At 59.8% G+C, this 25321-nt stretch carries 17 protein-coding genes and 1 pseudogene; 9 read left to right on the forward strand and 9 right to left on the reverse strand.

The window, feature by feature from the left end:
• Positions 1 to 54: 54 nt before the first annotated feature.
• The 5 genes and pseudogenes from L0Y14_RS03975 to L0Y14_RS16610 all read right to left on the reverse strand — a co-directional run bounded on the left by L0Y14_RS03975 (position 55) and on the right by L0Y14_RS16610 (position 3830).
• Positions 55 to 669, reverse strand: coding sequence for an FmdE family protein (locus tag L0Y14_RS03975; RefSeq protein WP_050799368.1), 615 nt, complete (start codon positions 667 to 669; stop codon positions 55 to 57).
• A gap of 391 nt (positions 670 to 1060) precedes the next feature.
• Positions 1061 to 1348 carry a cytochrome C oxidase subunit IV family protein gene (locus L0Y14_RS03980; RefSeq protein ID WP_005960035.1) on the reverse strand — a complete coding sequence of 96 codons (288 nt, stop codon included), beginning with the start codon at positions 1346 to 1348 and terminating at the stop codon, positions 1061 to 1063.
• Between the two features lie 11 nt (positions 1349 to 1359).
• The gene (locus tag L0Y14_RS03985) at positions 1360 to 1863 is read right to left on the reverse strand and encodes a cytochrome c oxidase subunit 3 family protein (protein WP_006474593.1); all 504 of its coding nucleotides are present in this window, start codon (positions 1861 to 1863) and stop codon (positions 1360 to 1362) included.
• Positions 1864 to 2210: 347 nt separating this feature from the next.
• Positions 2211 to 2510 (reverse strand): hypothetical protein, encoded by a 300-nt coding sequence (locus tag L0Y14_RS03990; RefSeq protein ID WP_010084488.1) that lies wholly within the window; start codon positions 2508 to 2510, stop codon positions 2211 to 2213.
• A gap of 152 nt (positions 2511 to 2662) precedes the next feature.
• Positions 2663 to 3830, reverse strand: a pseudogene (locus L0Y14_RS16610) (tripartite tricarboxylate transporter permease).
• 123 nt (positions 3831 to 3953) lie between these two features.
• Here L0Y14_RS16610 and soeA point away from each other — a divergent pair.
• The 6 genes from soeA (at position 3954) to L0Y14_RS04025 (ending at position 14206) form a co-directional block, all read left to right on the forward strand.
• Positions 3954 to 6866, forward strand: a complete 2913-nt coding sequence (soeA, locus tag L0Y14_RS04000) for a sulfite dehydrogenase subunit SoeA (protein WP_005960029.1) — start codon at positions 3954 to 3956, stop codon at positions 6864 to 6866.
• Between the two features lie 41 nt (positions 6867 to 6907).
• A complete protein-coding gene (locus tag L0Y14_RS04005; RefSeq protein WP_006474590.1) occupies positions 6908 to 7633 on the forward strand; it encodes a 4Fe-4S dicluster domain-containing protein in 726 nt (241 codons plus the stop codon).
• Between the two features lie 107 nt (positions 7634 to 7740).
• Positions 7741 to 8718, forward strand: a complete 978-nt coding sequence (gene soeC, locus L0Y14_RS04010; protein WP_005960026.1) for a sulfite dehydrogenase subunit SoeC — start codon at positions 7741 to 7743, stop codon at positions 8716 to 8718.
• Between the two features lie 36 nt (positions 8719 to 8754).
• Positions 8755 to 9561, forward strand: coding sequence for an esterase/lipase family protein (locus tag L0Y14_RS04015; RefSeq protein WP_006474589.1), 807 nt, complete (start codon positions 8755 to 8757; stop codon positions 9559 to 9561).
• A 246-nt stretch (positions 9562 to 9807) separates the two neighbouring features.
• Entirely contained in the window at positions 9808 to 13539 is a 3732-nt protein-coding gene (locus L0Y14_RS04020) for a DUF1631 family protein (protein WP_251859257.1), read from the forward strand.
• A gap of 139 nt (positions 13540 to 13678) precedes the next feature.
• Complete coding sequence (locus L0Y14_RS04025) at positions 13679 to 14206, forward strand: hypothetical protein (RefSeq protein ID WP_006474585.1); 528 nt, start codon at positions 13679 to 13681, stop codon at positions 14204 to 14206.
• A 268-nt stretch (positions 14207 to 14474) separates the two neighbouring features.
• Here L0Y14_RS04025 and L0Y14_RS04030 read toward each other — a convergent pair whose 3' ends face one another.
• The 4 genes from L0Y14_RS04030 to L0Y14_RS04045 all read right to left on the reverse strand — a co-directional run bounded on the left by L0Y14_RS04030 (position 14475) and on the right by L0Y14_RS04045 (position 21188).
• Positions 14475 to 16565 carry an EAL domain-containing protein gene (locus L0Y14_RS04030; RefSeq protein ID WP_005960018.1) on the reverse strand — a complete coding sequence of 697 codons (2091 nt, stop codon included), beginning with the start codon at positions 16563 to 16565 and terminating at the stop codon, positions 14475 to 14477.
• Positions 16566 to 16717: 152 nt separating this feature from the next.
• Positions 16718 to 17785: a 3-deoxy-7-phosphoheptulonate synthase AroG gene (gene aroG / locus L0Y14_RS04035; protein WP_005960017.1), complete on the reverse strand. Its 1068-nt coding sequence runs from the start codon at positions 17783 to 17785 to the stop codon at positions 16718 to 16720.
• A 181-nt stretch (positions 17786 to 17966) separates the two neighbouring features.
• The gene (locus L0Y14_RS04040; RefSeq protein ID WP_005960015.1) at positions 17967 to 20222 is read right to left on the reverse strand and encodes a nitric oxide reductase activation protein NorD; all 2256 of its coding nucleotides are present in this window, start codon (positions 20220 to 20222) and stop codon (positions 17967 to 17969) included.
• 159 nt (positions 20223 to 20381) lie between these two features.
• The gene (locus L0Y14_RS04045; RefSeq protein ID WP_005960013.1) at positions 20382 to 21188 is read right to left on the reverse strand and encodes a CbbQ/NirQ/NorQ/GpvN family protein; all 807 of its coding nucleotides are present in this window, start codon (positions 21186 to 21188) and stop codon (positions 20382 to 20384) included.
• A 344-nt stretch (positions 21189 to 21532) separates the two neighbouring features.
• Here L0Y14_RS04045 and L0Y14_RS04050 point away from each other — a divergent pair, with 344 nt between their 5' ends.
• From L0Y14_RS04050 to glcF, 3 genes are read left to right on the forward strand one after another with little or no spacing between them, the layout of a single operon-like run.
• Complete coding sequence (locus L0Y14_RS04050) at positions 21533 to 23008, forward strand: FAD-linked oxidase C-terminal domain-containing protein (RefSeq protein ID WP_251859258.1); 1476 nt, start codon at positions 21533 to 21535, stop codon at positions 23006 to 23008.
• Positions 23005 to 24060 carry a glycolate oxidase subunit GlcE gene (gene glcE / locus L0Y14_RS04055; protein ID WP_005960009.1) on the forward strand — a complete coding sequence of 352 codons (1056 nt, stop codon included), beginning with the start codon at positions 23005 to 23007 and terminating at the stop codon, positions 24058 to 24060. The genes L0Y14_RS04050 and glcE overlap by 4 nt, the downstream gene beginning before the upstream one ends.
• Positions 24060 to 25283: a glycolate oxidase subunit GlcF gene (glcF, locus tag L0Y14_RS04060; RefSeq protein WP_005960008.1), complete on the forward strand. Its 1224-nt coding sequence runs from the start codon at positions 24060 to 24062 to the stop codon at positions 25281 to 25283. The genes glcE and glcF overlap by 1 nt, the downstream gene beginning before the upstream one ends.
• Positions 25284 to 25321: the final 38 nt, after the last annotated feature.

Here is a 25321-nt window from a genome sequence, read left to right on the forward strand (position 1 = left end):
CCCTATTTCCATTTTCGGCATGCCTGGTGTTCTGAACGGTAGAGGGAAGCGGGGCTATGTTGATTCATGGATGACTGTCACAGTGACCGTGCTCTGTCCTCCGTCTGCAAGAATATTCAGCACGCGCTCCCGCCAGGCCGAGCGAAACGCCTCCTTTGTCTCCGCTTCAGCGCTGCCCTGAAGAATCTGTTGCAGATGGGCGCCCATCTCCGGCCGGGGAGGGATGCAAGAGGGGTCATAGCTTACCGTGATGCGCTTCCCAGTATCCCCGCGCTCAAAGGTAAAGGGTCCTGCGGCATCACCAGAAGCAGGTTCGAAGCGTAACAGGTCGTTGCGCGCATGTTGCCCTCCCAGACCCTGAAAACCGTTCTCCGGGGCCGCTCCGGTCAGCAAGGTAAAAACCTGGCTTATGGGGCCCAGCCCCCCCTGATCCTGAGCGCCCTGGATTCTGATCAGGATATCGCCGCGCTGGGGTGTCTCCGACCCATACAGCGCATCCATGGCGTGCACCACCATGAGAAAGGCTCCCGCCACCGTGGGGCAGGCGTGGCCGGACAGTTTGACTGCATCGTCGAAGGTGTAGGTGAAGTGACCGTCCCCAGCACCCAATAACTCCGCGAGGGGATCGAAAAAATGGAGGGAAGGCTCCTGTGGAAACATCGTGTTCATAATCAGGCTCTTTCGCGACTGACGTTTATAAAGGGGGGATTTTGTTTTGATCCCAAGAAATTGTAGGGGACGAATGCGTTTCGTTTCTCACCGCACCCGACGATAGCCCCATTCGGCGTAATACGCTGTGTTATTGCGCCCTGCATGTGCTGTTAAATTAGCTTTGTCTCCATCTGGAATCCTGGGAAAAAGATATTAGGGATTAGAGTAAAGACTGCTGTTTTTACTCTAACCTCAATTGTCGCAATTGTCGCAATTGTCCGTTGGAAAGTCGGTTTTAGGATGAGCTTGGTAAAGGAGAATGTCTAGGGAGGTCGTGGTGCACGGTGGGTTGTTGTGCCGTAGGATGCGGTTCACTCTTCACCGCATAAATCGCGACGGATGCCTTCTGCTACTGCAGCGTTGTCATACGAACCAGTGTATCAGGAAATAGGTAAGCCAGGACGATCATCAGGGGGATAACATAGAAGTAGAGTCTCATCGTAGTGCGGATATATTGGTTGGCATTGATCAGTTCCATGAAGTGATCCACGATCATGCGTCCCTTGTAGCCGATGGTCACTGCGACGATGATGATCACCGCCAAGCTGGTATCAGCGGTCTCTGCGATAAAGGCACTGAGCAGTGTCAGCAGCATCAGCTGTATCCAGACAAAGTCGATGTTCTTGTTGCTGAGCATGATGTATCCCGTTAGCGCAAGACATAGAGCAGTGGAAAGATGACGATCCAGGCAAGATCGATCATGTGCCAGTAACAGGCAACCGCTTCCAATCCACCGTGATTCTGCGCAGTGAAGCTACCGCGTTTGACACCCATGATCGCCCATAGCACCGCAGCGCTGCCCCAGCCGACATGCAGCATGTGATTGAAGGTGGTGTAGTAGTAGACGGTAAAGAAGGTGTTGGTATCCTTTGTGATACCCACGCTTTCATTCCAGTGGTATTCCCAGCTCTTGATCAGCAGATAGGCGGCTCCGGCTAGGATGGCCAGCCATAGCCAGCGCACACAGGCTGTGCTGTCGTCCCGCTTGATAGCCTGCATCGACTTGGCGACGCAGTAGCTGCTGGTGAGCAGGACCAGGGTGTTGAGTACGCCTGCCAGGGTGTTGAGTTTTGTCGGGCCATCGTTAAACAGCTCTGGGTAGTGCGCCTTGGCGATGAAGTAGATGATGAACATCATCGCAAACTCGCTCATCTCAGAGAAAATGCCAACCCAGATAGGCCAGCCTCCCGGCACCCTGCTGGCTGTGGGCAGGGTAGGAGCGTCGTTAGTGCTGCGCGTCTGCGCAGGGGCAGCGGTTATTGCGATATCCATTGTTCTGCTTGGATATTGAGAGGTACCCTCACCATCCTGCCTGAGTGGCTGTGGTCTGCCTTGACCAAGCGCAATTGCTGCTGGTTCGGATGGTGTTTAATGAGTACTGCATGAGGTGATCTCGTATCAATGGGTACTCTTCTGGTTCGTGTAGTGCGCAATAACCAAAGGACATTGCGCCTGACTCTAGAGATAAGACGGCCGCGTCCTTGCGGCCTGGTTGGCAACTATCTCACGCGGAAATGTTTGCTCGTCTCGTTGTTACTCTGATCGGGGTCATCCAACTCCGATTCCACCTCGACGCCATACTCGCCGGTGTTTATTGGCACGGTGAACTGCCCGGTTGCCTCGTCGAAAAACTCCAGTGGAAACTCGTTGCGCAGATCCTGGGTGAAGAACTCCGGAGATTTGTTATAGGGGGTGGTGTTGGAGCTGGGCCTGGTCGCCGGGCTGGAAGTTCGTCTGATTGACGCCGAACAGGCTAGTCCAGCGGTTGGGCAGGGCGCTGCCGTCGTAACTGCTCTCATCGCCTCTCATCGCCGTCGATGTATTTATCGTTCGCGATTTCGCCGTTGACCAGCATGCCCATGTGGATGTTGGACATGTCACGGCTGCCGGGGGCGAGCCGGATGCGGGCGCGATCAAGGGGATAGGTTTTTCCTTGGTTCCTTTCCTTTTTCTACATAGTTTGTTTTTTTTCTGCCGCGCTTCCCGGTCGATCGCCGGAATGCATGGCTGGGCGTTTCCCCAGCCAGGGGTGATGCTGGATTGCCAGCCAAAAACAGAGCAGCAGGGTGGCTGCCACACAGCCCCAGACAAAGGGGGAGTGGATAAAGATCTCGAGCGTGCCCTGGGAGAGCAGCAGCGCCCGCCGCAGGTTCTCTTCGATCAACGGGCCGAGAATGAAGGCGATCAGCAGGGGCGTGGTGGGTAGATCGATCTGGCGCATCGTTAGGCCGGCAAGACCGGTGATCAGGGCCAGCTGGATATCAAAGATCGAGGCCTGCAGGCTGTAGACGCCAAACAGCGCGGTGGTGACGATCGCCGGGTAGAGCGCCCATTCGGGCAGCAGGCTGAGACGGCTGAAGCCACGAATCGCGACCAGGCCGAACAGCAACGGGGTGGAGAGGATCAGCCCCCAGAACAGCGGTGCCAGCTCGGACTGATGTTGGGTGAACAGCAGTGGGCCAGGCGGCAGACCATGCAGGGTAAAGGTGCCGAGGATGACTGCGGTGATCACATCGCCGGGGATGCCCAGCTCCATCAGCGGGATTAGGGTGGCGCCGCAGACGCCGCTGTTGCCTGCCTCGGCGGCGGCCAGGCCGTAAGGCGGCCGGAGCGACGCCGATGCCGGGGATGATTCCCAGCACCACCCCGACCAAACCACCCTGGGTGATGTTGCCAAGGGCAGCGCGGTACTCCTGCCGGGTCAGCCCCTCCGGCCGCTGCCTGGGGGCGCTCGCTGGGGTGCTTGCCGGGCGTCCGGCGATGATCCGCTGAAACGCCTCTGGCAGCACAAATAGGCCGACCATCAGCGGAATCAGGTTGATGCCGGGCAGCAGCTCTGGCTGGCCGAAGGCGAGACGATCGGTTGCCGAGAAGAGGTCTTGGCCGATTGTCGCAAGCAGCAGCCCGAGGGCGAGACTGATCAGACCGCGGCTTGGCGAACGGGTGGCAACTAGCACGATCACCGCCAGCGAAAAGAGCGCCAGGGCGCAAAGTTCGGCCGGTCCTAGATGCAGTGCCAACCCCGCTGCGACTCCGGCACCTAGGATCAGCACCAGCGGAGGGGCACGAATGCAATCGTCCCGGGGGGGGGCGAAGATCCATGCTGGGTTTCGTTTCACTCAACCTAGCCTACGGGGCTACCGCCGACATCTCCCTTCTGTCTGGCAATAAGAATTAGTTAAGACTAATATAGAAGGCTTCAAAATTACTGATCGTTAATACTCTAAAGTAGGGCCTTCGCCATGCAGGATCCCACTACGCATTCCGACCAGGATGAGGGACGCGTCGAAGTCAAAGAAACCACCTGCTACATGTGCGCCTGCCGCTGCGGCATTCGGGTGACCTTGCGCGATGGTGAGGTGCGCCACATCGAGGGCAACCCTAAGCATCCGCTCAACAAGGGGGTGATCTGCGCTAAGGGCGCCTCGGGGATCATGAAGCAGTACTCGCCGGCGCGCCTCTCCAAGCCGCTGTTGCGTAAGGCGGGGTCGAAACGTGGCAACTCGGATTTCGAGGAGATCTCCTGGGAGCGTGCCTTCGAGATCATCGAGCGGCGTCTCTCGAAGATCCGTGCCGAGGATCCGAAGAAGTTCGCCCTGTTCACCGGCCGCGATCAGATGCAGGCACTCACCGGCATGTTCGCCAAGCAGTTCGGCACGCCGAACTATGCGGCCCACGGCGGCTTCTGCTCGGTCAACATGGCGGCTGGGCTGATCTACACCATCGGTGGTTCCTTCTGGGAGTTCGGTGGGCCCGACCTGGAGCGCTCCAAGCTCTTCATCATGATCGGCACCGCGGAGGATCATCACTCCAACCCGATGAAGATCGAGCTGGCCAAGTTTAAGCGACGCGGTGGCCGTTTTATCTCGATCAATCCGATCCGCACCGGCTATTCGGCGATCGCCGATGAGTGGGTGCCGATCAAGCCCGGCACCGACGGCGCGTTGATCCTCGCCATCATCAATGAGCTGATCAAGCAGGGCCTCTACGACCGCGACTTCCTGATCAAATACACCAACTCTGCGGAGCTGGTGGTGGATGATGAGAACCGCGACGACCACGGCCTGTTCAAACGTTTCGAGATGCACATCGAGGAGGGCTGCTTCGATCCCGAGAACAAGCTCTGGTGGGATCGCGAGTTGGATCGTGAGATCTCTACCCAGACCCCCGGCTCTGATCCGCGCCTGCTTGGCGAGTTCCGGCTGGAGGACGGTACTCCGGTGAAACCCGCCTTCCAGCTGCTCAAGGAGCGGGTCGAGCAGTACACCCCGGAGTGGGCCGCGGGCATCACCGGCATCCCCGCCGAGACCATCACGCGATTGGCTCACGAGATGGGCGTGGTGGCCCGCGACCAGAAGATCGAGCTGCCGATCGCCTGGACCGATGCCTGGGGCAACGACCACAACTCGGTGACCGGTAACCCGGTTTCGTTCCATGCGATGCGCGGCATGGCGGCCCACTCCAACGGCTTTCAGTCGATCCGCGCCCTGGGCATCCTGATGACGATTCTGGGCACCATCGATCGACCCGGTGGTTTCCGCCACAAGGCGCCCTTTCCGCGGCCGATTCCGCCTTGCCCGAAGCCGCCAAACGGGCCGGAAGGGGTGCAGCCTAACACCCCGCTGGATGGTATGCCGTTGGGCTGGCCGGGCAAGCCGGACGATCTGTTCGTCGATGAGGCGGGTGAGGCGGTGCGCCTCGACAAGGCCTTCTCCTGGGAGTATCCGCTCTCGGTGCATGGCCTGATGCACAATGTCATCACCAACGCCTGGCGCGGCGACCCCTACAAGATCGACACCCTGCTGTTGTTCATGGCCAACATGGCCTGGAACAGCTCGATGAACACTGAGAACGTGCGCGAGATGCTCACCGACAAGGATGAGAACGGTGAGTATAAGATCCCGTTCCTGATCGTCGCCGATGCCTTTCAGTCGGAGACAGTGGCGTTTGCCGATCTGGTGCTGCCCGATACCACCTATCTGGAGCGCCATGATGCGATGTCGATGCTGGACCGGCCGATCTCCGAGTTCGACGGTCCGGTCGATTCGGTGCGTATCCCGGTGGTGCCGCCGAAGGGCGACTGCAAGCCGTTTCAGGAGGTGCTGATCGAGCTGGGTTCGCGGCTGGGTCTGCCCGCCTTCGTCAAACAGGATGGCTCGCGCAAGTATCGCGACTACCCCGACTTCATCACCAACTACGAGACCTCGCCGGGCTCCGGGATTGGTTTCCTCGCCGGCTGGCGTGGTAAGGGGGGCGAGAAGTTTCTCAAGGGTGAGCCCAACCCGCGGCAGTGGGAGATGTATCAGAAGAACGACTGCCACTACCACTACAAGCTGCCCAGGTCTTACCAGTACATGCGTAACTGGAATCGTGGCTACCTAGAGTGGGCGCGGGCCCACGGTATGACCCGTTACGCTGAGCCGATCACCCTGCACCTCTACTCCGAAGTGCTGCAGCGGTTTCGCCTTGCGGCCCAAGGCAAGTGGCCGGGCAGGCAGCCTCCCGAACGGCTGCGCAAACGGGTCGAGGAGCACTTCGATCCGCTGCCGTTCTTCACCGCGCCGCTGGAGCAGAAGCTGGTGGACAACCATGAGTTCCCGCTCAACGCGCTGACCCAGCGGCCGATGGCAATGTACCACTCCTGGGACAGTCAGAACGCCTGGCTGCGGCAGATCCACACCCATAACTATTTGTTCGTCAATCCGCTGCTGGGTAAGGCTCAGGGTTTTGATGACGGCGATTGGATCTGGGTCGAGTCGCCCACCAACAAGGTGCGCTGCATGGCGCGTTTCTCCGAGGCGGTGGAGCCGGGCACGGTCTGGACCTGGAACGCCATCGGCAAGGCTGCCGGTGCCTGGGGGCTGTCGCCCAAGGCCAACGAGTCGCAGAAGGGCTTCCTGCTCAACCATCTGATCTCGGAGGAACTGCCGCCCTGTGAATCAGGCAAGCATATTTCCAACGCTGATCCGGTAACGGGGCAGGCCGCCTGGTTCGATGTCAAGGTCAAGGTCTATCCGGCCGGACTGGACGAGCCGGCAGTCACCTCGCCCCAGTTCAAGCCGCAGAAGCGGGTTCCGGGGCAGGATCCGAAGCGTGGCAAGTGGCAGGCGTTTGTCGCGGGCGCGTTTCGCCGCAAGGCCAAGATCCAGGATTGATTCGTAGGAGCTGTGCTCCTGCAGAAACAGAGAAATTAACCATGACACAACTCGCGCTCGTCATCGACCTCAACGTTTGCGTCGGCTGCCACGCCTGCGTGACCAGCTGCAAGGAGTGGAACAGCTCCGGTTGGGCCGGTCCGATGACCGATCAGCGTCCCTACGATGCCGATCCCACCGGCACCTTCTTCAATCGGGTGCAGACCTATGAGGCGGGTGAGTTTCCGAATACGGAGACCTACCATTTCCCCAAGTCCTGCCTGCATTGTGAAGATCCGCCCTGTGTGCCGGTCTGCCCCACTGGCGCCTCCTACAAACGTGAGGACAACGGCGTGGTGCTGGTCGACTACGACAAGTGCATCGGCTGCAAATATTGCTCCTGGGCTTGCCCCTACGGGGTGCGCGAGTTCGACGAGAAGGAACGGGTGATGAAGAAGTGTACCCTCTGCATCGACCGCATCACCGACATGTCGTTGCCGGAGGCGGAGCGTCAGCCAGCCTGTGTGCTGGCCTGCCCGACCAGCGCACGGCTGTTCGGCGATGTGCACGATCCGCAGTCGGAGGTCTCGGTGGCGATCCGTGAGCAGGGCGGTTATGCGTTGCAGCCGGAGTGGGGCACCAAACCATCCAACCACTATCTGCCGCGGCGCAAGACCCGCATCCAGATCCACGAGGATGAGCTGGTGCGCGCCGACAATCCGCTCAACAAGGAGGAGTTGCCGAAGTTGCCGGATATCGTGGATACGGTGGACGACGTGGCCTGGTGATTCTGCTGGGTGGTGGGAGCGACGCCTCGCTGCGATCGGCGGCAATTTCGCGGCGGGGCACTGCTCTCACGGCCATCAACAGTGATTGAGATTCTTCGGAGAAACAGATGCATCCCGCATTTTCAGTGATATTTTTGACTACCCTGATCGGTGTCGGTCAGGGGCTGTTCCTGGCGCTCTACACCGGCCAGCTCTATGCCCTGGCCAATCTGCTGCCGGCCCAGAGCAGCCAGTTCTATGCGCTGGGCAGCCTGGTGGCGTTGGTGCTGTTGATCGCCGGATTGATCGCCTCGATCTTTCATCTGGGACGCCCGGAGCGGGCCTGGCGGGCGGCAACCCAGTGGCGCACCTCCTGGCTCTCACGCGAGGTGATTGTGTTGCCGATGGCGATGGGGCTGGTCTTTCTCTATGGCCTGGTGCACTGGTTCGAGTGGACCTCGCCGCTGTTTGTGATCTCCGGCGCCCTGCCGCTGGATCTCTCGCTGATTATCGGCGCGCTTGGCACCCTGGTTACTTTTGCGCTGTTCCTCTGTACCGCGATGATCTATGCCAGCCTTAAGTTCATCAAGGCCTGGCACCATCCGCTGACGGTGGCTAACTTCCTGTTTCTCGGACTGGGTTCGGGCTTCATGTTGGCGGCGGCCTTCTCTGCCTATGAGGGGACCGCGCTGGTCGGTTTCTATGCCACCTGGGCGGTGATTGCCACCCTGCTGGGGGCGATTAGCCGCGGTGTCAGTCTCTATCGCAATGGTCGCTTAAAGTGCAAGGTCGATCTGCAGTCGGGCATCGGCGTGCATCACTCCAATCTGAAGCAGCAATCCCAAGGCTTTATGGGTGGCTCTTTCAATACACGGGAGTTTTTCCACGGCAAGTCGCCGGCGACCCTGAAGGTGATTCGCTACGCCTTTCTGTTGATGGTGTTTGTGATGCCGGTGGTATTGATCGTGCTCTCCTATGCAATCGAGTCGGCGACCCTGCCGCTGGCGGCTTTTGCTGTGCAGTACCTGGGGCTGATCCTAGAGCGCTACCACTTCTTTACCGAGGCGCAGCACCCACAGAATCTCTACTACCAGAGCATGGCCTGAGGCGGCTCAGCTGTTACTGATCGAAGGAGAAAGACAATGAGACGACTGATTCAGATCTTTACCCTGATGTTGCTGGGGCTGCAGAGCATTCCGGTCAACGCGGATTTACTGGTGTTGGTGCACGGCTATCTGGGCAGTGCCGCCTCCTGGCAGCGCAGCGGTGTGAGCGCGGTGCTGGCGCAGCATGGCTGGCAACCGGGTGGAGTTGTCAGGCCTGAAGGGATCTATGGTGCTGTCGGGCCGGCAAAGGGTGATCTGCAATATGCAGTGGATCTGCCCTCCCTGGCGCCGCTGGCGCTGCAGGCAGAGCTGTTGGCGCGGGAGCTGGCGCTGCTGGCGGCGAGATACCCTGGTGAGCCTATGGTCCTGATCGGCCACTCCGCCGGCGGGGTGGTGGCGCGCCTGGCGCTAGTGCTGGGCCGGGCGCCTCAAGCGAAGGCGCTGATCACCATCGCTGCGCCTCATCTGGGTACGATGCGGGCGGTACAGGCGTTGGATGAGACCGATGATCCGTTTCCACTGAGCTGGATGAAGTCGTTCATGGTTGGCGATATCTACGACCTGGTGCGAGACTCCCGGGGCGTGCTGATCGATCTGGCCCCGGCGCGGCCAGGCAGTCTGCTGTACTGGTTGAACGTCCAGCCACATCCCGAGATGGCTTACATCTCGATCATCCGTCCGGGGCCGGTCGGTTTGGGCGACGAGCTGGTGCCCGCTTTCAGTCAGGATATGAACAGCGTGGCGGCCCTGGCGGGTAGAGCAGAGCAGATCACCCAGCCCACCTCACATCAGCTCAATCCTGTAGATGGTCAGTTGCTGGTTAGAGTTTTACGGCGCTTGTGAGCTGATGGTCGAACTGTTCCCAGGGTGCGGTGCCTCAAACCGAGACATCGCACCATGGGATTCCTGTTCGTTATCCGTGGTCGTTGCTGCCTGGATGAGGTGTGAGGCAACTGGCTTTTTTCTGAGCCAACGCAGTTTCTGGCGAAAAAACCCAAGAGAATCCGTTTTATAGCTTCCCTTTCTATTACCGTTTCCTCTATAAATTGAGAGTGAGCATCTTGCTGATGCGGTGTATAAGGGGGAGCGATGGAACGTAGGCAGTACCCACGAGTCGATCTGGTTCATCCGGCGATTGTCAGCTTTTCCGGTGGCCAGCAGTTTGATTGCACTATTCTGAATTACTCCCAGGGTGGGCTCTATATCCAGTGCAAGGGTAAGGGCCTCTGGCGGGAGGGCTGTTGCGCTCACAAATCGGCAGAGAGCCTCGATCGCATCCAGATCAAGATCGATACCAGCAGCAACGGTTTTCATCCCTTTTCGGTTGGCGCCAAGGTGGCCTTCCTGTCGCGCTCCGGTTTTGGCGTCTCGTTTTTGATGGATGAGCCGGAGTTGCTCAGCTACCTCACCTCGACCAAAAAGCAACGGGAGACGCCAACTGGGCAGACTGGTGGCTCTCCAGATATCCCCAGTCTGCCTGCGCACAAGCTGATTCGCACCCTGCAGCGTGGTGCGTCTCTCACCCGAGACTACTTTAGTAACAAGTTTCCCGCTTTTCTCACACGGGTTGAGCGCGACCTGCAGAGCGCCAGCGAGGCAGTCGCCGACAGTGAGGCGGAACGGGAGTTGCTGGATGCGCTGCATGCCATCCAAGGGCATCACGAGTCGCTCAGCCAGGGGTTTCTCAAGCAGTTGGAGAGGGCCTTTGAGACGCTGAAATCGGTGCCGGATAGCGCTGTCGTCCACTCTCCGGCAGAGCAGTCGGATGAGATGGCGTTGGTGGCGCGGGATGACTTCGACGAGTGGATCGAGGTGGTGCGAGTGTCGCGCATGGCGGATGTGGACCTGGCTGCCGAAGGAGTCCAGCTGGAGCGTGGCCTGGCCTGCCTGCTGCGCCAGCGGATCAACCCGGAGACCAACCCCCTGTCACCCTATTTTGTGCTCTGGACGATGAAAACCCAGCTCGAACAGCTGGGGGTTGGGTTGATGGCCAAACGGATCGTCTATGAGGCGATCCGCTTCGCCCTGATCGATGAGTTTTCGGGGCTGTTTGCTGAGTGGATCGGGCTGATCAAGGCGACCGGCATCGAAACACAGAGCTGCAACCCGGAGAGTGATTCCCCCCCACCTGGCGAGGTCCGCAAACAGGCATCGGTCGGAAAGCGGCAAAGGCGCACCCTGTTTGGTCGACTCTCCTCCATGGTGGGGCGTCAGAAGCAGACAATCGCTGGTGCAAGACCGGCGCAGGATGCGCCGCGGGTGGGGCAGCAAGAGGTCATGCAGCTGCTCGATCGGATTCCCTACAGCCACTATCTGAGCCTGGGTGAGCAGATCCGCAACCATGTCGCCCAGGGTTGGGGGCCGGAGGTAGTGATCGAACCCGAGGTGCTGGGTAGGGTGGAGGCAACAGAAAAACTGTTTGCTTCGATCGAGGAGGATCGGGTCATCGGCCCTGCGATGCTCGATCTGGTCCACCGGCTGCGGCTGCCGTTCCTGAAACAGGCACTGGAAAATCCGCAGGTGATTGATGATCCTGCGCATCCGTCACGCCGGTTGCTCGATGTGATTGGCGAGCTCTCCCTCTATAGTGGGATGCTGGCCCAGGGGCGACCGGGGGCGGAGAAGATCGATGCACAATTTAGAGAGATCGGTGAGGCCGCCCTGAAGGGGGATATCCTCGAGACCCCGCAGTTGCACCAGCGCATCCAGTCGTTGCTCGATGAGCGACGGCAGGCATTTGAAGGTAATCGTGATCTGGCGGTGCGCAGCTGCCGTGAGGATGCGGCGCAGCTGGAGGCGCAAAGGAGTGTGCGGCGGCTGCTGGAAGGGAAGTTCGGCAACCAGTCGATCTCAAATCTGCTCGACCGTCTGTTGATCAACGGCTGGGCAGAGCTTCTGGTGCAGACCCTGACGACCCAGGGGGAGGATAGTAATGCCTGGCGGGTCTATCTGCGTATGCTCGATGTGTTGTCAAAGCTGTTTGTCGATGGCAAGGAGTTGCCAGCGATTGAACCGGCCGTGGCGGAGGATATCGTTCTGGTGCTGCACAAGGGGTTCAGTATATATCCGGTATTCCAGGAGAAGGCGGCGGAACTAATCCAGCAGATTGAACATGCGCTGAACGGTGACACGGCGGTGCAGCAGCAGCTCTCGCAGAGTAGTGAGCAGATGGATGAGATCTATCTCGATTCACTGCTGCCGGAGAGCCGAGACCAGATGGCAAGGTCTGATAGGCAGGGTGAGCATGATCTCTGGCTCAATCAGGTCTACCAGATGGAGTTGGATGACTGGCTGACCGAGCATCGGCAGAAGGGGCAGGCGCGCCTGATGAACCTGGCCTGGAAGAGCTCCGATGGTGAGTGGTTGGTGTTTGTTGACGGCAGCGGTGTCAAATCGCTGGAGACCAATGCGGTCAGGCTTGGGCAGGGGCTGCAAGAGGGGCTCTATGCGCTGCTTGAAGACAAGGAGTTACCGCTGGTGGAGCGGGCGGTGCGCAGCGCCCTGGAGAAGAGCTTCGAACAGCTGCGCCAAGAGAGCGATCAGGACCGCCTGACCGGCCTGATGAATCGACGCGCCCTGATGCGTGAACTGAAATCCCTGCTACAGCTGGCCCGGGATGAGGGCAGCCACCACAGCTTGATTCTGCTTGATTTGGACAAGTTTCGTATCGCCAATGAGGTGTGCGGTATCGAGGGCGGGGATCATCTGCTGCAGAAGGTGTCGGGGATCTTCCGTACCTATCTGTCGGGGGATGCACAGTTGGCGCGCACTGGCGATAACGAATTCACTATCCTGCTGCCACAGAGTACCGTGGAAAAGGGCTTTCAGGTGGCCGAGACCCAGCGGCGGGCGATCGAAAACTTCAAGTTCAGCTGGAATGGGCATTCAATCAATATCACCGCCAGCCTCGGCATCGTCGTCATCGACGATACTAGTGGTTCCCCTGAAGAGCTGATGGCAGAGGCGGGTTACGCTTGCTCGCTGGCCAAGAGCGAGGGCCAGAACTGCTCGCGAGTCTACCAGGCATCGAGGCGCAAAATTGAACGCCACCGGGAGCTGACCCGTTCGGTGCCGCTGATCGAGGAGGCACTGGAGGGCGATCGCCTGCAGCTCTACTGTCAGTTGATTAGTCCGTTGTTTCTCGCCGAAGGGGAGCAGGACCACTACGAAATCCTGCTCAGGATCAAAGACGAGAACGGTGATCCACAGAACCCGGTGAGTTTCATCAAGGCGGCCGAGGAGTTCAACCGGATCCGCTCGGTGGACCGCTGGGTGGTCAACAGCTTCTTCGATTGGTACGAGAAGTATGCCGAAAGAGTCGACAGGGTGGGGCTGTTCAGCGTCAATCTGTCTGGACAATCACTCTCCGATGCCAACTTCATGGGGTTTGTCAAAGATCGCCTGATGGCGGCTTCATGCCCGCTTGACCGAATCGGGTTCGAGATCACCGAGACGGCGCTGGTGAAAGACATCGAAGCGGCCAATCGGGTCATCGATGAAATTAAACAGACAGGCTGCAAGTTCCTGCTGGATGACTTTGGCTCGGGTTACTCCTCTTTCTCCTATCTGAAAGAGCTGAAGGTCGACTATGTCAAGATCGACGGGGTGTTTGTGAAGGATCTGCTGGATGATGAGTCGAGCCGGGCGATGGTCAAGGGGATCACCGAGATTGCGCAGATGATGGGCAAGAAGGTGATTGCGGAATATGTGGAGAGCGAAGCGCTAATGATCGCGTTGCAGAATCTACAGGTTGATTTTGCCCAGGGCTATGCAGTTGGTCGTCCAGCACCGTTGAATTCGCTGATCGAGCTGGGATACTGAGGCTCGCCAATGGCAACTTATCCTGCTGGGGAAATCCTGCTAAGCATCGCTTGGTTGGCAGATTTCAGACGAGGGTTGTCGAGGCGCTTGGCAGTTATGCTAGACTATTGGTCCCTTAATGTGTCGATAGAAGAGTTGTATGGCTGAATCAGAAGCTAAGCAGGATACAGCGACCAGTCCGCAGCAGCAGGCGGGCAGTGAGGTGGTCGCCGGACCGGATCCCCGCTACTCGATGGATCGTCTCTCGATGGCCTTTGAGACCAGCGCTCGCCGCTGGGAGCTGATCGTCTATCCATCACTGTTCGCCTTCATTCTGCTGGCCGCCTACGGCTTCTATCTGATCTTCAGTCTGGCCAAGGATGTGCATTTTCTGGCGCTCAGTGTCGATTCCAACATGAGTATCATTGCCAGCAATGTGCAGTCGATGAGTGACAGTGTCGGACAATTATCGGCCAATGTACGCACTATGACGGTGAGTATCGACTCGATGGCTGAGGACGTCCGCACCCTGGAGCCGATACTGACCAGCATGGACTCGATGGATGAGTCGATGAAGTCAATGACATCGAGCACCTACAACATGCAGCGTGACATGCGCTCGATGAACTACAGCATCAACGATGCCGCCCGGCCCATGACCTTCTGGAACTCCTTCATGCCCTGGTGAATGGTTGTCTGTAATGCGCAGAAGAGCCCCGCTTCCGAAAGGATCGCGGGGTTTTTTGTTAGGGAACCTCTGAATAAGTCATGGACCTACATCGTGCTGCCAAAATACGCTGCTTTTTCGTTGTAAACCTTCGCAATAGCTGACGACCCTCTACAGGGATGTAGGAGAGGTGCGTGAGCAGGGAGTGGTAGCTTTACGTGCGATTTGCGCCTCCAATCAGCGCATTTTCATCAGCAATCTGTACGGCTAAGATTTATTCAGAGGCTCCTTAGTGGGAGGAGAAGTCGTAGTTGATTGACTGATCAGGTTCCTGCAGGAAGTAGCCGCGGATGTAGTTGACACCGATCGACCAGAGCACCGCCAGGCTGTTGGCATCCTCCACTCCGGTGGCTACGGTCTTGATATCAAACTGCTGGCCAAGCTTGTTGACCTCGTTGAGCGAATCCTGTTTTTTCTGGTCGCTGGCGATGTTATGAACAAACATCGGATCGAACTGGATATAGTTGACGGGCAGGTTGCGCAGTAGCATCTCCGGTTTTGGCGCCAGACCAAAGTGGTCAATGGAGAGTTGGCACTTGATCTTCTGCAACCCCTCACTCAGTTTCTGCACCTGGGCGAGATGGGCGCGGGCCTCCTCGTCTTTAATCTGAAACACCACCCAAGGGCCTTTCGCCTCGAATTCACGCAGACAGTCGCAGATCCACAGCAACAGGGTGTCGTCAGCGAGGGTGACGCCGGAGATGTTGATGAAAAAGTTGATCTTGTGCCCCTGGCGACGCTGTCGTGCCAGCTCTGCAATTGCATTGCGTATCACCCAACGATCCACCTCCGGCAGTTTGCCCATCTCCTCAGCCTGTTTCAGGAAGTAGTTGGGCTGGATCTCCTCGCCATTCTGGTCCAGCAGGCGGATCAGTACCGCATAGTTCTCGCGGGTGTCGCCCTGTAGGCTGACGATGGGCTGATAGACCAGGCGGAACTGATCGTTGCTCAGGGCATATTCGATCAGGTGACTGAGGTCTGCCTCGTTACCGTTCAGGTCATCATCCAGATCATCTTCCGCCGGGGTTTCGACCGAGTAGAACTGGTTGCCGCCATTCAACCGGGCCTGTTCACAGGCGTGGTAGGCGACATTGAGGAAATCGTGCCCGCCGCTGATCTCCGGGGAGGCGTAGGCGATGCCGATGCTGCTGGTGGGGCCTGAGTAGTGCTCACTGCCTTGAAACTTGTGGGCCTTGATCGCTTGGCAGATCTGCCGCGAGAGGGCCTCTATCTTTTGCGGATCGGTTTCCTGGGTTAGCAGGGTGAAGGTGTGGTCGCCAAAGCGGGCGAGTAAGTCGCCCTGGTTGATGTTCTCTCGGAGAATCTCGGCGGCCTCGCCGAGGATCTGGTCACAGGAGGCGATGCCGACCTTGCTGCGGATATCCTGGTAATTGTCGAGGGTGATGTAGAGCAGGGTCTGCGCGGCCTCTTCCTGTGCGAAGTGGCGTGCGGTCTCTTCGAGCAGGTCCATGAAGTGTTGGCGGTTGCTCAGCCCGGTCTGCAGATCCTGGGTGGTAAGCAGGCGCAGCTTCTCTTCCAGCTCTTTGCTGTTGGTTTGGTCGCGGATCAGTAGCTGGGTGCAGGGTTCGCCATCGATGCTGGCCGGTGAAAACTCGAGCAGGGCATTGAATGTGGTGCCGTCGCCGTGTAAGCAGTTGAACTCCAGCTTGGTTGAGAGGCGGGCGTCGCTGGAGAGCTGGCGCAGCAGCTTTTTGAACTTCTTGATGTTGGCGGGGGCGATCATGTCGAGAATCGGCATGCCCTCGATCTCTTCCTCTCCGAGCTGGCCGAACATCTCCAGGTAAGCAGAGTTGGCTTTGACGTGCATGCCTTCATAGATGTAGGCGATGGCGTCGCGTGAATTGGCTGTCAGGGTTTCACAGCGCGCCTCGGTCTCCTTCAACTGTTGCCGAAGCGTCTGCAGTTGGCGACCTATTGTGAGGCTGTCGAACTCCCGCTGCACCACCAGTGTCAGGTGCTCGGTATCCTTACGGTTCACCACGTCCCGTGCGCCCTGGGCTAGCAGGGTGGCCTTTGGCTCAGAGGACTCTACATCTTGCAGGACGATCAGCGGAAGTTCGCGCGATGCCTCTTTGATCATGCCGATGGCAACGTCGATATCGGGACTGCTGCCCCCGGTGGTCAGCAGTAGCAGGTCGAAGGGTGTGTCGGAGTCGATGGTCTTGCGGAAGGCCTTGGTATCCTGATCGATACGTGTCAGATGAACGGCCATACCTGCATTGCGCAGGGCGGAGAGGTAGCTCTCCGCTTCAGACATCGCATTCGATACGATCAACATCTCGATCGCTTGGTCAGGCATTCTTAAGGGATCCTATGGTTAATACCTTCCCTGTAACACGGAGCTTGGCCGAGGTTGTTACGCTTGGAGTCAGCCAGTCTTGCGTGCTGATCGCAACGGAAGGGGTCTGTTCTGATTATAGGCCTATTGTCCCTCGACTCCAGCCGCTTTTCTCAGACCCTCTTCACGACTTGCCTCCGCTGTTGCACCGCTGCGGCGAGTTCCCGCAGCAACGGTTCACTCTCGTCCCAGCTGATGCAGGCGTCGGTAATGCTTTGACCATAGGTCAGCTCGCGGGTGCTGTCCCGCTCCTGCCGGCCGCCGACCAGGAAACTCTCGATCATTGCACCCATGATACGGCTGTCGCCACGGCTGATCTGGCTCGCCACGTCGCGTCCTACCAACAGTTGACGCTCATGCTGTTTGCGGCTGTTGGCATGGCTGAAGTCGACCATCATGCGTGGCTTCAGGCCAGCCGCCTCCATCTCGTCGGAGGCGATATTGATGCTCTCCGAGTCGTAGTTGGGACGGCTGCCACCGCGCAGGATCACGTGACAGTCTTCGTTGCCCTTGGTGGAGAAAATTGCGGAGCGCCCGTCTTTGGTGACTGACAGGAAGTGGTGCGGTCGTGACGAGGAGCGGATCGCATCCAGCGCCACCTTCATACTGCCGTTGGTGGCATTCTTGAAACCGACCGGGCAGGAGAGGCCGGAGGCGAGTTCGCGGTGGGCCTGGCTCTCGGTAGTGCGCGCGCCGATCGCGCCCCAGCTGATCAGGTCGGCAAGATATTGCGGGCTGATCAGATCGAGGTACTCGGTACCCGCCGGGATCCCCATCTCGTTGATCTCCAGCAGCAGCTTGCGCGCCAGGCGCAGCCCGGTGTTGATCTCGAAACGATCGTCCAGGGTCGGATCGTTGATCAGTCCCTTCCAGCCCACGGTGGTGCGGGGCTTTTCGAAGTAGACCCGCATCACGATCTCTAGATCATCCTTCAGCTCTTCGCGCAGCGGCTGCAGGCGCCGGGCGTAATCCACCGCCGCGGCCGGATCGTGCACCGAACAGGGGCCGACCACCACCAGCAGGCGGTCGTCTTCATCGTGCAGGATTTTATGAATCGCCTGGCGCGCCGCAAAGGCGGTCTCGGCGGCGGTTTCGGTGATCGGCAGCTCTTCGTGGACCTGAGCCGGTGTGCTCAGCTCCTTGATCGCAATGATGCGTAGATCGTCTGTTTCGTGTTGCATGCGACAGCTTGACCTGAAGGTCGACTTCTGAAATGGAAAGCCGCCGATTATACACACTCCGGGGCGATTGCCGTATGAAATCAGCACTCCGTTTGTAGCAGCGCCGCTGGCGGTACTGCTATGGGGGAGGGTGGACAAAGGCGATCCGGCGAATGTTCCGTCGGGAGTGGCTACGCAGAATCTATTTGGTCAGCGCCATGAATAGCTTGGGCAGTTGTTCGGGCAGCCGGTCGACGTGGTCGATGACGGTGTACTGGTTGCCAAAGATGTCTTTTACATACTCATCGGCCTTGGGGTCGAGGTTGATGCAGTAGGTGTAGATCCCCTCCCGGTCTGCTTCCTGTACCGCTTTGCGGGTATCCTCGATGAGCTGGCGGTCGTCCTGCACATCGATGTCGGAAGGCTCGCCGTCGGTGAGCACCAGCATCAGTTTTTTGTCGGCCTTGCGCGCCGCCAGATAGTGGCTGGCGTGGCGGATCGCTGCACCCATGCGGGTCGACCAGCCCGCCTGCATGGCGGCCAAGCGGCCCTTGACCTGCTCGTCCCACTTTTCACCGTAGCCCTTGATGTGCTGGTAGCGCACCTCGTGGCGGGTGTTGGAGGAGAAGCCGGCAATGGCGAAGGCGTCGCCGAGCTGTTCGATGGCCCAGCCGAGCAGGGTCACTGCCTCCTTGCTCAGCGCCAGGATCGACTGGTCGCAGCCGGCGGGGATCTGGTCCACCGATTCGGAGAGATCGATCAACAGCATCACCGCTAGGTCGCGACCGTCGTGGCGGTGGCTCATGTTGATGCGGGTGTCGGGCTGGGCGCCGCCTTTGAAGTCGATCAGGGAGCGGATCGCCACGTCGAGGTCGAGTTCTGAGCCCTCCTCCTGGTAGCGGATGCGCACGTACTGCTGGGGCTTGAGCAGGTCGAGCAGGCGCTTCAGCTGCTTGGCCAGGCTTTTGTGTTTCTCCAGCAGGGCGTCGATCTCGGTGGCAGCGCCACCGGGGTGCAGGCTCTCGTAGAGGCTGACGTAATCGGGGTTGTAGGTCTTGGCCTTGTAGTCCCACTCCGGGTAGTGGCGGGGCGGTAGACCTTCCAGTTCTTCCTCCGACTGCTTGCGCTTCGACTCGGCGTCGAACATCTCCTCCTCATCGCCCTCTTCGATGAAGATCCACATGTGGCGGTTGTCGTCGCGGTAGCTGACCTCGGTGTCGGTGAAGTAGACGTTGGCGGCGAGATCGGCCTGGCGACGGGTGCGGGCGATGTAGGAGATGGCCAGGCCGGCGATCTCCTTGGTGCTCGATTCACCTTGGGCCATGATCTCGTGGAAGCGCTGCACGAACTCTAGCAGGTCGGGGTTCTGATAGCCGTGGTCGGGGTCGAGTAGGGCGTAGGAGAACATTGCCAGACGGTGGCGGATGCAGGACTCCTTCTCCGGCTCGCAGTCGTCCTCGATCGGTTTCGGATGCAGCGCTTGCCAGAATCGGCGCAGTCCGGGGTAGCGCCGCATCGCCAGATACTCCACCCGCGAGTCTTCAAACATCTCGATGGCGACGCGCTGGAACGGACTGTAGTTGTCGGCCACCACCTGGCGGGTCCAAGTCTGGTGGGCGGCGACGTGGGCGAGCAGGGCTCGATAGCGGTTGATGCCACTGACGCCGTTGAGGTCGTCATAGACGTCGGGGACGCGAATGCCCAGCGGGTCGTAGTAGGGCATCGGCTTGCGCAGTTCGTCGAAGCCCTCGGAGTAGGGGACGAGCTGGGCCTTGCGCTCCCACAGCGCCTTCATGTAGTAGTCGAGCTTGCGTTCGTTGTCGTAGAACAGGGTGCCGTGACGCTCCCGCTGCAGAATGGCACGGCTGTCGGCGGACTGCAGGCTGAAGTAGTCGATCTGGCGCTGCGGATGGCTGGTGTAGTTGCGTACCCCGTAGTCGATCCAGTTGTGGAGCCCCTCGAAGGAGAGCTGGCTGAGCAGATAGGGGATCTTTTTCAGCAGGTCGGGCAGCGAAGGGCTGGGGATGGTGGTGTGGAAGCCGTGGATCGAACCGGTGGTGCGGTCCATTGTGTCGAGCAGCAGTTCGATGAAACTGGTCAGCAGTTCCCGGCTGCCGAGGCGGCGGCTCGCCTCTGGCAACACCTGCAGAAATGGCAGGATCGACTTGCCGTTGGGAGTGCGAGATATCTTCCAGACGGTCTGGGAGATCAGCGGCAGGACCGCCTCGCCAACCCTGGCGGCGACCTGGGGCATCTCCTCCAAGAATACGATCACCGGTTCCACGCCGCGGCCGATCTTACAGGCCATCGAAGCGCCTTCCAGGTAGGCATCGACCCCTTCCGGGCTCAGCAGGGCTTGGGCCTCCTCCATGCAGTCGCCGAAGACCGGGTCCAGCTGCTCGAAGCCGCAGCCGAGTTGATCGCGGTAATCTTTAAGTTCGACTTCGCTGATGCTCATGCGTTCATTACCCCACCATCTGGGCTTGATTAAGCCGCGAATAGACGCTAATTACCGCAAATTTTCGCAAACGGGAAAATAAATGGTCTATTCGCGTTCTTTTTGCGGTGATGTGCATTAATGCGTGGCTATATTTTTATTCGTTTCTTGAATAGAAAATCAGCCGAAGACCGCGTCGATAGCATGGTCCAGGGTGGCGATGATGTCGGCGTCGTCGGTGATCGGGCGCACCAGGGTCATGCGGCAGGCGGCGATCGGCTCGATGCCGCGCTTGATCAGCTGGGCGGCGTAGACCAGCAGACGGGTGGAGATGCCCTCATCGAGGCCGTGGCCCTTCAGGTTGCGGGCGGTCTCACCGATCTTCACCAGCTTGCCTGCGGTCGCTTCATCGATGCCGGTCTCCTTGGTCACTATGCCGACTTCCAGCGAGGCCGGGGCGTAGTCGAAGTCGAGGGCGGAGAAGCGCTGCTTGGTGGACTGCTTGAGGTCTTTCATCAGCGACTGATAGCCGGGATTGTAGGAGATCACCAGCTGAAAGTCGGGGTGGGCGGTGACTACCTCGCCCTTCTTGTCGAGCGGCAAGGTGCGGCGGTGGTCGGTGAGGGGATGGATCACCACGGTGGTGTCCTGGCGCGCCTCAACCACCTCATCCAGATAGCAGATGGCGCCGATGCGGGCGGCCACGGTGAGCGGGCCGTCGAGCCAGCGGGTGCCGTCGGCGTCGAGCAGATAGCGGCCGACCAGGTCGGAGGCGGTCATGTCCTCGTTACAGGCGACAGTGATCAGCGGCCTGCCCAACTTCCAGGCCATGTGCTCGATAAAGCGGGACTTGCCGCAGCCGGTGGGGCCTTTCACCATCACTGGCAGGCGTTCCTCGTAGGCCGCCTGATAGAGGGCGACCTCGTCCCCCTGGGGCTGGTAGTAGGGTTCTTCGGTAATGAGATACTGATCGGTATTGGCGCTCATGATGACTCCAGTGCGGTCTCTGTTCGCTGTCGGATGGTTGGCAGCATAGCCAATCACAACCATAAGCTGAACTAATTTTTTGTGATCATAGGTTAAATAAAAGGTTATAGCTGTGCCGATGGGGGGAGGCGCCCGAAGTGGCAGGGAGGGATAAGACCCTGAGAACTGTTGGGGTGTTGTGCTCCCGCTCTGTAAGGGCAAAACGGTATCCTTATCACTCATTTATTATAGGTTGGGCTTTAGGACGGTCCGTGGCCGCTTGGTGTCATTGATTGAAACCAAGGCTAATGTCGGGTGCAGTCCGACCTAATACGAGTCCCCAGGAAGAGTGACAGCAATGTGCGATGAGTGCTGAACAGAGAGAACAAAAAAAGGCGCAGTTGCTGGCTGCACTGAAGACGTTGCTGCCCGCCGAGGCGCTAATCCATGAGCCTGAGGCGCTGCATCCCTATGAGTGCGACGGCTTGCCCACTTACCGGCAGATGCCGTTGCTGGTGGTGCTGCCGGAGACGCTGGAGCAGCTGCAACAGGTGGTGCGATTGTGTCACCAACAGCGGGTGCCTGTGGTGGCGCGGGGGGCTGCCACCGGGCTCTCCGGTGGGGCATTGCCGCTGGCTGACGGGGTGCTGCTGGGGTTGGCGAAGTTCAACCGAATCCTCGAGATCGACCCGCTGGCACGTACCGCACGGGTCGAGCCGGGGGTGCGGAACCTGGCGATCTCCCAGGCGGTTGCCCCGCACGGCCTCTACTACGCCCCCGATCCCTCATCGCAGATCGCCTGTACCATCGGCGGCAATGTGGCGGAGAATTCCGGTGGGGTCCACTGCCTGAAGTACGGTCTTACCGTACACAATATCCTGGAGCTGAAGCTGGTCACCGCCGAGGGCGAGCTGATCACTCTTGGCAGTGGTGCGCTTGACACTCCCGGATACGATCTGTTGGCGCTGCTGAACGGTTCCGAGGGGATGCTTGGCATCGTCGTGGAGGTGGTGGTGAAGTTGCTGCCGGCCCCCGAGCGGGCCCAGGTGCTGCTAGCCGCCTTCGACGATCTGGCCCTGGCCGCCGATGCGGTGGGGGAGATCATCGCCGCCGGCATCATCCCGGCCGGCTTGGAGATGATGGATGGCCTGGCGATTCGTGCCGCCGAGGCGTTTGCCCATGCCGGTTATCCAAAAGATGCAGCGGCGATCCTGCTCTGCGAGCTGGATGGGATCAACGAAGAGGTCTCGGTGCACCTCAAACTGGTCCACGATCTGTTGCTGCAGGTCGGGGCAACCGAGGTGCGTACTGCCCGTGATGAGGCGGAACGGCAGCTCTTCTGGAAGGGGCGCAAGTCGGCCTTCCCGGCGGTGGGACGACTCTCTCCCGACTACTACTGCATGGACGGCACTGTGCCGCGCAAACGCCTGGCGGAGGTGCTGACTGGCATCAGCCGCCTCTCCGAACACTACGGCTTAGCGGTGGCCAACGTCTTCCACGCCGGCGACGGTAATCTGCACCCGTTGATCCTATTCGATGCCAACCAGCCTGGCGAGCTCAAACGGGCAGAGGATCTGGGGGCTGAGATCCTCGAACTGAGCGTGCGGGTCGGCGGCACCATCACTGGCGAGCACGGGGTGGGTCACGAGAAACTGCATCAGATGTGCGTGCAGTTCAGCCCGGCGGAGCTGGAGCAGTTCCGCGCCGTGAAGCGTGCTTTCGACCCTGATGGGCTGCTCAATCCCGGCAAGGCGATCCCCCAGCCACGCCACTGCTCCGAATACAAGAGCCTCGGCAGCGACACCCTGACTGCCCCGAGCCGGCGGGGGGGGGTGAGATGAGCGATCTGACTCAAACGTTGGTGCAGGCGGTGTGCGAGGCGATTGCGAACGGCACCCCGCTGGAGCTGCGCGGCGGTGGCAGCAAGCGCTTCTATGGTCGTGAGCCGAGCGGTACCCCGCTGGAGATCAGTGGCCACAGCGGTATCATCAACTATGAGCCGAAGGAGTTGGTGGTTACCGCCCGCGCCGGCACTCCGCTGGTCGAGCTCGAGGCGGCGCTGGCGGAGCAGGAGCAGATGCTCGGCTTCGAGCCGCCCCGTTTTGGCGAGACCGCCACCCTCGGCGGCACCATCGCCTGTGGTCTCTCCGGGCCGCGTCGTCCCTTCGCCGGGGCGGCCCGCGATTTTGTTCTCGGTACTCGCATCATCAACGGCCGGGGTGAGCGGCTGCGTTTTGGTGGCGAGGTAATGAAAAATGTTGCTGGTTACGACATCTCGAGGCTGATGTGCGGTGCCATGGGCACTCTCGGACTGATCCTCGATGTCAGCCTCAAGGTGCTGCCGCGTCCGGAACAGGAGATCACCCTGGTGCAGGAGCAGACACCGCAGCAGGCGATCCGATTGATGAACCAGTGGGCGGCTCAGCCGCTGCCGATCAGCGCCGCCTGCCATGATGGATTGCAGCTCTATCTGCGTCTCTCCGGCGCATCGGCGGTGGTGCGTGCTGGCGCTGATCGGCTTGGTGGGGAGCGGCTTGAGGGCGTCGATTTTTGGACCCAGATGCGCGAGCAGCGTTACGGCTTCTTCCAGTCGACGCTGCCGCTGTGGCGCCTCTCCCTGTCGTCTGCTGCACCGCCTCAGGCGTTGCCCGGCAAGCAGCTGATCGACTGGGGTGGGGCGCAGCGCTGGCTGCGCGCTGATGCGGATGCCGTATCGATTCGGCAGATGGCGAGTCAGGCTGGAGGCCACGCCAGTCTGTTCCGTGGTGGTGATCGCAGTGGCGAGGTATTCCATCCGCTGCCTCCGGCGGTGATGCAACTCCAGCGTCATCTGAAGCGGGGTTTCGATCCTCAAGGCATCTTCAACCCAGGCCGGCTCTACCGGGAACTCTGATGCAGACCTCTCTTCTTAGCACCTTTTTGGCAACCCCTGAGGGCCAGGAGGCAGAGCAGATCCTGCGTGCCTGCGTCCACTGCGGTTTCTGCACCGCCACCTGTCCCACCTATCAACTACTGGGGGATGAGCTGGATAGCCCGCGCGGGCGTATCTATCTGATCAAACAGCTGCTGGAGGGGGAGCCGGTCAGTGAATGCACCCTGCTTCACCTCGACCGCTGCCTCACCTGTCGCGCCTGTGAAACCACCTGTCCCTCCGGGGTGCGCTATGGACGGCTGCTGGAGATCGGCAGGGAGATCACCGAAAAGCGGGTCGGACGTGGTGTGATTGATCGCCTGAAGCGCTGGGGGTTGCGTAGAGTATTGCCCTATCCGAAACGGTTTGCCGCTCTGCTGCGCCCCGCCCAGTGGCTGCGTCCGCTACTGCCCGTCGGGCTGCAGCGGCAGGTGCCAGTCAAACAGTCAGCCGGACTTCGTCCTGCGCTACGCCATCCGCGCCGCATGCTGTTGCTGGAGGGGTGCGTCCAGTCGGTGACGACACCAAATACCAATGCCGCCGCCGCCCGGGTGCTCGACCGGCTCGGCATCTCGCTGGTTGTGGCGCCAGCGGCGGGTTGCTGCGGCGCGGTCGACTACCATCTGGGTGCCCACCGGGATAGCCTTGACCAGGTGCGCAGCAATGTTGACGCCTGGTGGCCGCAGATCGAGGCAGGCGCCGAGGCGATCGTCATCTCCGCCTCTGGCTGCGGTGCGATGATCAAGGAGTATGGTGAGCTGCTGGTCAACGATCCGCACTATGCGGAGCGGGCAGTACGGGTTGCTGCGCTGGCAAAGGATCTGAGCGAGGTGGTGCAGGCTGAGGATCTCACACTACTCAAGCTGCAGGTCGATCCAGGTAAGGTGGCAGTGCATTGCCCCTGTACTCTGCAGCACGCCCAGCAGCTATCTGGCGTGGTGGAGGGGATTCTGACCCGTCTTGGTGTCGATCTGGCGACCACAAAGGATAGCCACCTCTGCTGCGGCTCGGCAGGCACCTATTCGATCCTCCAGCCGGAGATGAGCAGACGCCTGCGTGATAACAAGCTGGCGGCACTCTGCGGCGACGATCCCGAGCGGGTCGTCACCGCCAACGTGGGGTGTCAGCTCCATCTCGGCTCTGCCTCTGAACAGCCGGTGCAGCATTGGATCGAACTGATCGACCAGACGCTTGGCGAAGACTGAACCGCATTGTTCCCTGACAGCCATTCCAGGTCATTCCA

It is taken from the genome of Candidatus Endoriftia persephonae (assembly GCF_023733635.1).
Taxonomy (GTDB): domain Bacteria; phylum Pseudomonadota; class Gammaproteobacteria; order Chromatiales; family Chromatiaceae; genus Endoriftia; species Endoriftia persephonae.